This is a genomic window from Stenotrophomonas genospecies 3 (assembly GCF_054473855.1).
This window is the reverse complement of record NZ_JBTMUR010000002.1, coordinates 103416-115057: the sequence shown is the minus strand read 5'-3', so window position 1 is coordinate 115057 and position 11642 is coordinate 103416. Positions and strand designations below refer to the sequence as shown.

10 protein-coding genes are annotated in these 11642 nt (G+C 66.2%); 5 read left to right on the top strand and 5 right to left on the bottom strand.

Translation table 11 applies throughout. The features are described 5' to 3' along the window. Window positions 1-3: 3 nt before the first annotated feature. Together ACX9OT_RS02895 and ACX9OT_RS02890 are read right to left on the bottom strand one after the other, a co-directional pair. Entirely contained in the window at window positions 4-1152 is a 1149-nt protein-coding gene (locus tag ACX9OT_RS02895; RefSeq protein WP_071229068.1) for a fatty acid desaturase family protein, read from the bottom strand. Between the two features lie 11 nt (window positions 1153-1163). Further along, window positions 1164-2234: a ferredoxin reductase gene (locus ACX9OT_RS02890; RefSeq protein WP_071229069.1), complete on the bottom strand. Its 1071-nt coding sequence runs from the start codon at window positions 2232-2234 to the stop codon at window positions 1164-1166. Window positions 2235-2326: 92 nt separating this feature from the next. Here ACX9OT_RS02890 and fabR point away from each other — a divergent pair, with 92 nt between their 5' ends. The 4 genes from fabR to ACX9OT_RS02870 all read left to right on the top strand — a co-directional run bounded on the left by fabR (window position 2327) and on the right by ACX9OT_RS02870 (window position 8725). Continuing rightward, the gene (fabR, locus tag ACX9OT_RS02885) at window positions 2327-2983 is read left to right on the top strand and encodes an HTH-type transcriptional repressor FabR (RefSeq protein ID WP_005409961.1); all 657 of its coding nucleotides are present in this window, start codon (window positions 2327-2329) and stop codon (window positions 2981-2983) included. A 1129-nt stretch (window positions 2984-4112) separates the two neighbouring features. Then, the gene (locus ACX9OT_RS02880; protein ID WP_459000815.1) at window positions 4113-5768 is read left to right on the top strand and encodes an autotransporter family protein; all 1656 of its coding nucleotides are present in this window, start codon (window positions 4113-4115) and stop codon (window positions 5766-5768) included. Window positions 5769-6027: 259 nt separating this feature from the next. Further along, a complete protein-coding gene (locus tag ACX9OT_RS02875) occupies window positions 6028-8187 on the top strand; it encodes a TonB-dependent receptor plug domain-containing protein (RefSeq protein ID WP_459000813.1) in 2160 nt (719 codons plus the stop codon). Then, window positions 8177-8725, top strand: a complete 549-nt coding sequence (locus tag ACX9OT_RS02870) for a thioredoxin-like domain-containing protein (RefSeq protein WP_459000811.1) — start codon at window positions 8177-8179, stop codon at window positions 8723-8725. Before ACX9OT_RS02875 ends, ACX9OT_RS02870 begins: the two co-directional genes overlap by 11 nt. A gap of 67 nt (window positions 8726-8792) precedes the next feature. Here ACX9OT_RS02870 and mntR read toward each other — a convergent pair whose 3' ends face one another. Then, window positions 8793-9263 carry a manganese-binding transcriptional regulator MntR gene (mntR, locus tag ACX9OT_RS02865; protein WP_014037494.1) on the bottom strand — a complete coding sequence of 157 codons (471 nt, stop codon included), beginning with the start codon at window positions 9261-9263 and terminating at the stop codon, window positions 8793-8795. 116 nt (window positions 9264-9379) lie between these two features. Between mntR and ACX9OT_RS02860 the strand changes: the two genes are divergently transcribed. Then, window positions 9380-10711: an Nramp family divalent metal transporter gene (locus ACX9OT_RS02860; RefSeq protein ID WP_459000808.1), complete on the top strand. Its 1332-nt coding sequence runs from the start codon at window positions 9380-9382 to the stop codon at window positions 10709-10711. Window positions 10712-10857: 146 nt separating this feature from the next. Here the strand turns inward: ACX9OT_RS02860 and ACX9OT_RS02855 are convergent, their stop codons facing one another. Further along, a complete protein-coding gene (locus ACX9OT_RS02855; RefSeq protein WP_032130003.1) occupies window positions 10858-11184 on the bottom strand; it encodes a thioredoxin family protein in 327 nt (108 codons plus the stop codon). After that, the gene (locus tag ACX9OT_RS02850; RefSeq protein WP_049423104.1) at window positions 11156-11635 is read right to left on the bottom strand and encodes a flavodoxin; all 480 of its coding nucleotides are present in this window, start codon (window positions 11633-11635) and stop codon (window positions 11156-11158) included. The genes ACX9OT_RS02855 and ACX9OT_RS02850 overlap by 29 nt, the downstream gene beginning before the upstream one ends. Between the last annotated feature and the right edge of the window lie 7 nt (window positions 11636-11642).

Here is an 11642-nt window from a genome sequence, read left to right as displayed (position 1 = left end):
CGATCAGCCCGCGTTGGCCGATGCCGGTGCGGACATGATGTCCGACATCGGCAGGCGGCGCGGCTTGCTCGGGAACGCGTGGCGCAGGATACGCCAGACCACCTGGCCGAACTGGCGCGGCAGCGAGCCGTTGTTGTAGTGCTGGCCGTAGCGGCGGCAGATGTCCTTCACTTCCTTGGCGATGGCCGCATAGCGGTTGGCCGGCAGGTCCGGATAGAAGTGGTGCTCGATCTGGTGGCTGAGGTTGCCCGACAGCACATTGATCAGGAAGCCACCACTGATGTTCGACGAACCGCGCAGCTGGCGCAGGTACCAATGACCGCGCGACTCATTGCGCAGGCACTCCTTCGGGAAGGTTTCCGATTCAGCGGTGAAGTGGCCGCAGAAGATGATCACATAGGTCCAGATGTTGCGCAGGCCGTTGGCGACCAGGTTGCCCAGCATCACGGTGAGGAAGAACGGACCGGCCAGCAGCGGGAAGAACACGTAGTCCTTCAGCACCTGGCGCAGCATCTTGCGCGCCACCGGACGGGTCTGCAGCCACATCGCACGGCTGCTCATGCGGCCCTTCAGCCAGCGGCCCAGGCGCAGGTCCTGCGCGGCCACGCCCCACTGGAACAGCAGCGCGAAGATCGGCGCGATGATCGGCTGCAGCAGGTAGAACGGCTTCCAGCGCTGTTCCGGGAAGATGCGCAGCAGGCCGTAGCCGATGTCATCGTCCATGCCACGCACGTTGGTGTAGGTGTGGTGACGGAAATTGTGGGTCTTGCGCCAGTTGTCGGCGGTGGCAACGATGTCCCACTCGTAGGTGTTGCCGTTGAGCTTGGGGTCGCCGGTCCAGTCGAACTGGCCGTGCATGACGTTGTGGCCCAGCTCCATGTTCTCCAAGATCTTCGACAGCGCCAGCAGCAGCGTGCCGGTGATCGCGGCCGGCCACAGCAGCGGCATCCAGAACAACGGCGAGAACGCCGCCAGGAACAGCAGGCCACGGCCACCCACGCCGAACCAGCGCACGGCGGCGGCCACGCGGCGGATGTAGCGGGTATCGGAGGCGCCGAGGCTGCCGATCACACGGTCGCGGATCGCGTCGAGTTCCTCACCGAAGGCATGCATCTCGGCGGTGCTCAGGGCACGGTCGGTAGCGCGGGTCATGGCAGGCGTCCTCAGAGATCCAGGGTCAGGTCGGTGGTCGGTGCGCTCACGCAGATCCGCACCGGCTGTGCCGATTCGGACTGCAGGTCGCCTGTGCGCAGGTGGCGGGTGGCGCCACTGACGCGGTCACAGCTGCAGCTGTTGCAGATACCCATGCGGCAGCCGTGTTTGGGCTTGATGCCATGGGCTTCGAGGCTTTCCAGCAGCGAGCGGCCACGCGGCACGCTCAATTGGCGGCCACTGCGCGCAAGCGTCAGCGACACCTCACCTTCGCTGCTGGCATCGCGCAGCGGCGCCGGCGGTGTGAAGGCTTCGGCCTGGAAGCCGGCGACCTGGTGCGCCAGACGCTCGCGCGCGGCGGCAACGAAGCCGTCCGGGCCGCAGGCCAGCACATGGCGCTGCGCCAACGGCGTGTCATCGCCGGCCACCTGCAGATCATGGGTATCGATACGCGCGGCCGGCGCCTCACCCTCGCGGGTGGTCAGCAGATGCACGCGCAGGTTCGGATGCGCTGCGGCCAGCGCCTGCAGTTCATCACGAAACTGCAGATGGGCAGCGGTACGCTCCCAGTAGAACAGGTCCACCGGCGCGGCCAGCGGGCGCTGGCAGGTGTCGCGCAGCAGGCTGCGCATCGGCGTGATGCCACTGCCGGCCGCCAGCAGCAGCACTGGCGCCGCGGCCGGCATATGGAATTCGCCGAAGGCGGCATCGAGGCGGAACAGTTCGCCCGGCTGCGCATGATTGACCAGATGCTGGCTGACCCGGCCGCCATCGACCGCCTTGACGGTGATCGCCAGCTCGCGCCGACCCAGTGCGGTGGGGCTGTAGCTGCGCTGCCACAGGCGTCCTTCAATCTCGACGCCGAGGGTGACGTGCTGGCCAGCGCGCATGCCAGTCCAGTGCCGGTTGGTGCGCAGGACCAGGGTCGCCGCGCCCTCGCCGGCCGGCTCGCGCCGGACCAGGCGGGCCACCGGCTCGCGCAGGGTCCACAGGGGATTGAGCTGGCCCGCCCAGAAATCGAACAGCGACGGCGAGACCCAGCGGTATGGAGAGAACAGGGACGGACGGACGACAGCGCTCATGGGCGCACTATACGGGCGCACATACACCTGTGTATACATGTGTATATTGAACCGGATTGGGTATGATTCAGCCTCGCCCCACCGGAACCCCCATGGCCGCCGCCACCGCTTTGTCGACGCCCGAAGATGCCAACAGCCCGGCCCGCCGTACGGTGAGCCGTGAGGATCTGCTGGCAGCCGCCCTGAAACTGATCGGGCCGCACCGCAGCCTGTCCACGCTCAGCCTGCGCGAAGTGGCGCGTGAGGCTGGCATCGCGCCGAACAGCTTCTACCGGCAGTTCCGCGACATGGACGAACTGGCCGTGGCGCTGATCGATGCGGCCGGCCGCTCGCTGCGCACCATCATCGGCGAGGCCCGGCAGCGCGCCACCTCCACCGCCACCAGCGTGGTGCGGGTCTCGGTGGAGACCTTCATGGAGCAGCTGCGCGCCGACGACAAGCTGCTGCACGTGCTGCTGCGCGAGGGCGCGGTCGGCTCGGACGACTTCAAGCATGCGGTCGAACGCGAGCTGCACTATTTCGAGGAAGAGCTGCAGCACGACCTGGTGCGCCTGGCCGCACTGGATGGCGCCGTACTGCATGCCCCGGAACTGGTGGCCAAGGCCATCACCCGGCTGGTGTTCGCGATGGGTGCCACCGCCATGGACCTGCCACCGGAGAAGGATCCGGAGCTGGTCGAACAGATCTCCACGATGATCCGCATGATCATCGTCGGCGCCCGTACCCCCGCCGCGTTCCGCCGCGGCTGATCGAGGTCCCCTGGGTCGGCCCCCTTTCCAGAGGAAAGGGCTCTGAGCCGTCCCCGACTCCATGAATCCCGCCACGCAGCGCCACGGCGCCGATGAACTGTGGCCGCTGTCACGGATTTAGATTGCAGATGCGCAGTTTGAGCATCCTGCACGCGCCATTCACTGCGCTCTCACGCACGCTGAATTATTCAGACCACGCGCTCCATTCAGTTTGGTGAGTTATTGAACGGGGTTTGAATCCGGCAAGTGCCGCTGCAGTCGTTTCAGATTAATTGCATGGCCCAGGCAAGACCCGATCCGCACAGTGCCGCCTCCGGTCCTGCGGATGCGGGTCCACCCCAATAAGCTTCAAGGAGAAACACCCATGCGCATGATGCAGTTCACGCCGAAGTTTCCTTCCACGTTTGTCCGTTCGCGGTTGGGTCTGGCCGTAGCCAGCTCATTGATGCTCGCCGCCATGGGCACCGCAAATGCTGTCGACGTCGGCCCAGGCCAGACCGTCACCATTACCCCAGGAAGCGCCTTCGAAGGACAGAATCTCTCCGTCCATGGAGGAACCGCCAATGTTCTCGGCGCTCGCATGGGTGCACTGGACTCGTACTCTGCAGGCGGCACCTACCAAACAATCATCAACGCAGATGGTGCTGGCTTCACGTCAACCACGGGCAATTTCGTACGGAGCTCAACAGCGGTCTTCCGCAATTCGGTGCTGAGCGCTACAACCGGCCCGGCCCTTGGTTTGGCACGATCAGGCGCCGTCGATGGCAATGGGCGGCCCTATCCAAGGGCGACGTTGATCAATAGCTCCCTCACCTCCACGCGCGTTGGATTGCAGGTGTTCGCCGGCGGTTACGCCGATGCCGACAGTTCGACCATTTCCGGCGGTACGTATGGGGTCTCTGTCGGTGCGGGCTCCGTTTCGCTGCGCAATGGCTCGACGGTCAACGGAGTCACGGCTGGGATCCTGATCAGTTCAAACCCAACCATCGAAGAGAATCTTGCGGACTGGGGCGTCACGGTCGATGGCTCACACATCGAAGCAAGCAACGGCAGTGCCATTTTGTTCGGCGCTCATCTGCCTTCTGTATCCCGCCCGGATACGCTGTTGATACAGAATGGTGCGACTCTGGTGGGGAGCAATGGCGTCCTCATCTCCACCCGCGACAACGCCCACTTCGACGTCACCGCCCGCACCTCCACGCTCAAGGGCGATATCACCATCGCCGATGCCGCCACCGGCACGCTGCGCTTCCTTGACGGCCTCGACCTCACCGGCCGTATCCTCGGCCCGGCCGACGTCATCGTCGACCAGGGCGGCCGCTGGACGCTGTCCGGCGACAGCAACACGGGTAATCTCACTCTGGGTGCAGGCAGCGACATCCTGCTCGGGCCGGGTGAGTTCCGCCAGCTGACCGTCAACGGCAACTATGTCGGCCAGGGCGGCACGCTGCACTTCAATACGGTGATGGCCGCCGACGATGCGCCGACTTCGAAGGTGCACGTCACCGGCGATGCAAGCGGCAGCACCCGGATCGTGGTCAACAACATCAATGGCGCCGGTGCGCAGACCATCAACGGCATTCCGCTGGTGCAGGTCGATGGCACCTCCACCGCAACTTTCGCCATGCAGGGCCGCGCCATCGGTGGCATGTACGAGTATTTCCTGCGCAAGGGCACTCCGGGCGCGACCAACGGCAACTGGTACCTTACCTCGGCCTACACCGGCAATCCGTGCGACATCAATCCGGCGCTGCCGGAGTGCCAGGGCACTGGTCCGGTGGATCCGGTCGATCCTGTTGACCCGATCGATCCGGTCGATCCGGTGGATCCGGTGGATCCGGTCAATCCCGTCGATCCGGTCCCCGTGCTGCGTCCGGAGCCGGGCGCGTACCTGGCCAACCAGGCCGCGGCCGTGCAGATGTTCCAGCTGCGCCGCCACGACCGCGGCGAGCCCGGCTTCGACCGCGCCCGCATCGGCACCTGGGTGCGCGCCGGGCGTGACCAGCTGCAGGCGAACGTGGCCGGCCAGGTTGACGCCCGTACCCACATCAACACCCTGCAGCTGGGCAGCGATGTCTGGCGTTGGGGCGATGGCCGTGGCCAGATCGGCGTGATGCTCGGCACCGGCGAGGCGACCACGCAGGCGGTGTCGAATCTGAGCGGCTATGGCACCCGCGGCAAGGTCAAGGGCAAGTCGGCCGGTGTCTACCTGGGCTGGGTGCAGGATGCACAGAGCAGTGCCGGCCTGTATGTGGACGGCTGGCTGCAGGCGGCACGCTTCGACAACGAGGTGCAGGGCGAAGGCATCGCCCGCGAGAGCTACGACTCCAGGACCCGCAGCGCATCGCTGGAAGCCGGATATGCCTGGGCCATCCGCAGCAGTGAGGCCAGCACGCTGTACCTGCAGCCGCAGGCGCAGCTGACCTGGACCGACTACGACGGTGACAGCCTGGTCGAAAACAATGGCACCACGGTCGAGGATGGTCGCGGCGGCGGCCTCAACAGCCGCCTCGGCGTTCGCCTGTTTGGCCAGGGCACGCTGCAGGGCAACCGCGTGCAGCCGTTCCTGGCGGCGAACTGGCTGCGTGGCCAGCGCGATGAGGCCATGCGCTTCAACAGTGAGTCGTTGAGCGCGAAGACGCCGGAGAACCGCTACGAAGTGCAGGCCGGTGCCCAGCTGCAGCTGGGCCAGCGCTGGAGCGCGTGGGGTGACCTGCGTGTGCAGCGTGGCGACAGCGGCTATCGCAACCACGGCGCCCAGGTCGGCCTGCGCGCCGCCTGGTAAGCCCCTCGCCGCCCTGGGACCGGCCCAGGGCGGCGTTCCTCGATTTCCCTCGCACCCTGCCGGGCATGACATCCGGCAGGGTTCTGGTGCTTAATTGTAATGTTATAACAATGTCGTCCGCGATGTTCTGACCCTGCTTCCGGCTTCGTGATTGCACGGACTTATTTATATAGCCGTTGCTATATCTATGACCCTCTGCTTTCATATGCGTCAGCCAGGTCGCCCTCGCCGCCTTTCCTCTCCCAAGGACGACGCCTTCATGCCCGTTTCCAGACCCTTTTCCCGCCGGCTGCCTCTGGCTGCCGCCATCGCCCTGACCCTGCCGCTGCCTGCGCTGGCAGGCACACCGAAGCCGACCGAGCTGGACCGTGTGCAGGTCAAGGTCAGCACTGCCACCCGCAGCGAACGCCTGCTGTCCGATGTCCCGATCCGCACCGAAGTGCTGCGCAAGGAAGACATCGCGCTGCGCGCGGCCACTGACTTCTCGCGCGCCGCCGAACTGATCAACGGCCTGCGCGTGGAAAGCAACTGCCAGAACTGCAACACCAGCGAGGTACAGCTGCTGGGTCTGCCCGGCGCCTACAACCAGCTGTTGTTCGATGGCATCCCGCTGCTGTCCACGCTGGGCAGCGTGTACGGCCTGGAACAGATTCCGGCCGGGTTCGTCGACCGCATCGAAGTGGTCAAGGGCGGCGGCTCGGCGCTGTACGGCCCGGGCGCGGTGGCCGGTGTGATCAACCTGATCCCGCCGCTGCCGGCGCGCAGCGGTGGCCATGTGCAGGCCGGCGTGGATGTGCTGAAAGGCACGCCGCAGAAGAATGCCGATGTGCGCCTCGACCTGGTGGCCAAGGATGCCGACGCCGGGCTGTCGGTGATTGCCCAGCGCAACTGGAACAGCGGCATCGACTACAACGGTGACGGCTACACCGAGATCACCCGCAAGAACCTCAAGGTCGGCGGGCTGCAGGCCTGGTATGCGCCCACGCCGGGCACGCGGCTGCGCCTGGACCTGCAGGTGACCGATGAAACCCGCCGCGGCGGCAACCGCCTGGACCAGCCCGAATACCTGGCCAACATCGCCGAATCGCTGGATACGAAGTACCGCCGAGGCAGCGTGTCGTGGGACCAGGAGATCAATGCCGACGTTGATTTCCGCCTGGCCTATGCCTTCGCCGACATCGACCGTGACAGCTTCTATGGCGGCCTGGGCGATGTGGTCACCGATCCGTCTGCGCCGGGCTATGACCCGTCGCAGCTGGACCCGAACGTGGCCGGCAGCGCGGCCTCGCGGTCGTGGCGCCAGTACGGCCGCACCCACAATCCGCTGCACTACATCGACAGCCAGTTGAACTGGCGGTTGGGGGCGCACGCGCTGGCCTTCGGCGTGCAGTACAAGCACGAGGCGCTGCGCGACGACAACCGCACCGGTGACGGCCAGCGGCTGGCAGTGCTGGAAGATGCCACCTTCCACAACCTGGGCGCCTTCATCCAGGACGAGTGGAGCCTGCGCGACAACGTCGACCTGGTGCTGGGTGCGCGCGTGGACAAGAGCTCGGAGCTGGACAGCGCGGTGTTCTCGCCGCGCATCGCGCTGGCCTGGCAGGCCACGCCCAACCTGAAGTGGCGGGCAGGCGTTGCCACTGGCTTCCGTGCACCGGAAATCTTCGTCGAGGATGTGCATGTCGATACGCTGGGTGGCGAACAGGTGCGCGTGCGCAACACCGACGGCCTGAAGGAAGAGCGCGCGTTGACCACCCTGTTCGGCTTCGACTGGCGATCTGACCCGGCCAATCCGGTGTGGAGCTGGGATGCTACCGCCTCCTATGCACGCATCCGCGATACCTTCGCGCTGGGCGAGATCCAGCGCGGCGATGACGGCCAGCTGAGCCAGTTGCGCTACAACGCTTCCGGCTCGAACGTGCTGGGCGCGGAAACCAACCTGAGCTGGCAACCCTCACCGCAATGGCGCCTGACCGCCGGTGCCTCGTGGTATCGCTCGCGCTTCCGCGAACCGCAGCGCATCTTCGACGACACCGGCGACGGCGGCGACACCGTGATCGAAAGCCGCGACTACCTGAAGACCCCGCGCTGGACCGGCCTCGCCCAGCTCAGCTGGATGCCGGCCGAACCGTGGGAGACCTTCGTCGCGCTGCGGCACACCGGCCCGATGTCGGTGCTGAACAACCGGTTGGGCGAACTGCACCGCACGCGCTCGTTCCTGGTCACCGACCTGGGTGCGCGCTGGCACCGGCATCTGGGCGCGCAGGCGCAGCAGGAAGTGTCGGTGGCCGCAGGCGTCAAGAACGTGTTCGACCAGCGCCAGAAGGATCTGGAAGTGGGCGCGCTGCGCGACAGCGACTTTGTCTACGGGCCGCGTTTCGCGCGCTCGTGGTACGTCAACCTGCGCTATGCGTTCTGATCCACTACGAGCGTTGTTGCTGGCCTGTGCCGTCCTGCTGGCCGCACCGGCGATGGCTGCGGACCTGCACGCGCAGGTCTCGGCCTCGCTGATGCGGCCGGAACAGCGCTCGCTGCGGCCGATGCAATGGTCATCGCCACCGAAGCTGGTGGCGTTGTACTTCGGCGCCGACTGGTGCGCGCCCTGCCATGCCTTCGTACCCACACTGCGCAGCGTGCGTGACGCATTGCGCGAGGCCGGCGCCGATACCGAAGTGGTGTACGTCAGCCTGGATGAGAGCGAGGCCGCGCTGCGCCGCTACATGCACGCGCAGGAGATGCCGTGGCCGGTGCTGGACCCGCGCCGTGCCGCGCGCATGCCGGCACTGCAGGCATTGGCCGGGCTGGCACCGCCGAATCTGGTGCTGATCGATGCCGACGGCAATGTGTTGGCCAATGGTTGGCAAGGCCGGCGTTACGAAGGCCTGCAGCCCGTGTTGAAGGAATGGACGAAACGGGCGTGCGCGCAGCAGCAGGCCCATTGTCCGCCCGATCTGTAGAGTCGAACCACGCTCGACTCATTCCATCACCGCGCGAACAGCCGCCGGGCATGGCCCGACGCAACCGTTACGGCGCCCCGCCCTCCGCCTTGCGCACGAACGCTTCGAACAGCGCCAGCGTCTGCTCGCTTACATGGTGCTCGATACCCTCGGCATCGCGCCGTGCGGTATCCGGGTCCACGCCCAGCGCCAGCAGGAAACGCTCCACGGTCTGATGACGCTGGCGGCTGGCATGGGCCAGCGCCTCGCCTTCCGGGGTCAGGAACACGCCACGATATGGACGCTGCACCACCCAACCGTCGCGGGCCAGCCGCCGCAGCATCTTCGCCACGGTGGGCTGGGCTACGCCCAGGCGGGTGGCGATGTCGACCTGGCGGGCCTCGCCGCCATCGGCCAGCAGGTCCGAGATCAGCTCGACATAGTCCTCCACCAGCTCCATCCGGTGCGCCTCGCGCACTTGCCGGAAGCTCTCGACCTGGCGCTCGGCCTCGATCAAGGGGGTGCTTTTCAGCGATGTCGAATCGTCGGTCTTGCCCACGCCTGCGCCTGTCCTTCCGGTTGTTCCGGTGTTGAACCTGAATTCTGGACCAGTAACGCGATAAAGACGATTGTTTCACATTGCTAATGACTATAGCAGGAGCTATATTCGGAGCCATGAACACCCTGGCATCCCGCGACCCCTCGGCCTCCACCCCGGCCAGCCTGGGTGCGCTCAACGCCTCGGTGGCGGTGCCCGACAAGGGCCATTGGTGGTTCCGCCTGCTGGCCTTCCTCGGCCCTGGCTACATGATCTCGGTCGGCTACATGGACCCGGGCAACTGGGCCACCGACCTCGCCGGCGGTTCGCGCTTCGGTTACCTGCTGCTGTCGGTCATCCTCATCTCCAACCTGATGGCGGTGATCCTGCAGGCGCTGTCGGCGCGGCTCGGCATCGCTACCGGCATGGACCTGGCGCAGGCCTGCCGTGCCCGCTACCCGAAGCCGGTGAACCTGGCGTTATGGGCGCTGTGCGAGGCGGCGATCATCGCCTGCGACCTGGCCGAGGTGATCGGCACCGCGATCGCGCTGAAGCTGCTGTTCGACCTGCCGTTGCTGTGGGGCGCGGTGATCACCGCGCTGGACACGCTGCTGGTGCTGCTGCTGATGAACCGCGGTTTCCGTGCGCTGGAAGCCTTCGTGATCGCATTGCTGATGGTGATCTTCGGCTGCTTCGTGGTGCAGATCGCGCTGGCCGCACCGCCGGTGATGGAAGTGCTGGGCGGGTTCATCCCGCGCGCGCAGGTGGTGACCGATCCGCACGCGCTGTACATCGCCATCGGCATCATTGGTGCCACGGTGATGCCGCACAATCTCTATCTGCACTCGTCCATCGTGCAGACCCGTGCCTACCCGCGCACCGATGAAGGCCGACGCAGCGCGCTGCGCTGGGCAGTGACCGACAGCACCCTTGCACTGACCCTGGCACTGTTCATCAACGCCAGCATCCTGATCCTGGCGGCGGCGGTGTTCCATGCCAATGGCCGTTTCGACGTGGAAGACATCGAGCAGGCGCACCAGCTGCTGGCGCCGATGCTGGGCGTGGGCGCCGCTGCGACGCTGTTTGCGATTGCGCTGCTGGCCTCGGGCCTGAACTCGACGGTGACCGCCACGCTGGCCGGGCAGATCGTGATGGAAGGCTTCCTGCACCTGCGTCTGCCGCCGTGGCTGCGGCGGCTGATCACGCGGGCGCTGGCGATCATTCCGGTGGTGGTGGTGATCATGGTGTTCGGCGACCAGGGCGCGGTAAAGCTGCTGGTGCTGAGCCAGGTGGTGCTGTCGATGCAGTTGCCGTTCGCGATCATCCCGCTGGTGCGGATCGTGACCGACAAAGTGACGATGGGTGCGCTGGTGGCCCCGCGCTGGCTGGGCCGCATCGCCTGGGTGATCGCACTGGTGATCGTGGTGCTGAACGTGAAGCTGCTGGTGGATACCTTCAGCGGCGGGTAATGCCAAACGCCGGGCTCGGTCCTGCCCCAAGTAGATCCACGCCATGCGTGGATGCCTTTGTAGAGTTGAGCCATGCTCGACTCAATCCATCATCGTGCGAAGAGCAGTCGAGCATGGCTCGACTCTACAGAAGCCCGGATTGCGCGCTACAGATGCAACGCGATCGCGGCCTCGATCTGCTGCGGCGACTGGAACCCGGCCAGACGGGTGCGTTCATCACCGTCACGGAACAGCGACAGTGTCGGCGTCTGCCGCAACCCCAGTCCCCTGAAGAACGCTTCACCCAGCACTTCCAGCTGCACGCGCAGCAGGGTGATGCCCTGCCCTGCACTGCTGGTCGCCACGCGGTGCAGCGACATCTCCAGCATCCGGCACCCTGGGCACTGGTCCTTGTGGAAATCCACCAGCACCCGCGGGTGTTCGGCCAGCAGCTGCTGGAACTGCTCAGGCGTGGTGGCGTCGATGATCTGCATCGGTGTTGCTCCAGTAATGGGCCAGGACCGCGTCGGTCCAGGCCTCGATGGCCGCGGCATGGCGAACGCCATGCGGCATCTGTTCGATCTCCAGCGGCGGGTAGTCGCTGCGGAAGTAGCGGATCAGCCGGTGCACGGCGCCGCAGTAGTACTCCTGCCCCCACTGCGTTTCGCCGGTACCGAACACCGCCAGCTGCCGTGGCCGCTCGCCGCGCTCCGTAATACCGGCCACCCATGCCTTCATCTCCGCCGGCGTGCGGCCGGCGTTGTCGGTCCAGCAGCCCAGCAGCACCAGGTCGGCCTCATCGGCGGCCAGAGGCGGCGCCTGGCGCGGGTCGTCGGCCTCCTGCCAGTGCACCGCATGGCCCGCTGCGCGGCAACGCTCGGCAATCTGCCGGCCAAGCTCGCGGGTGTTGCCACTCAACGAGGCCACCACCAGCAGGATGCTCAGCGCTTCG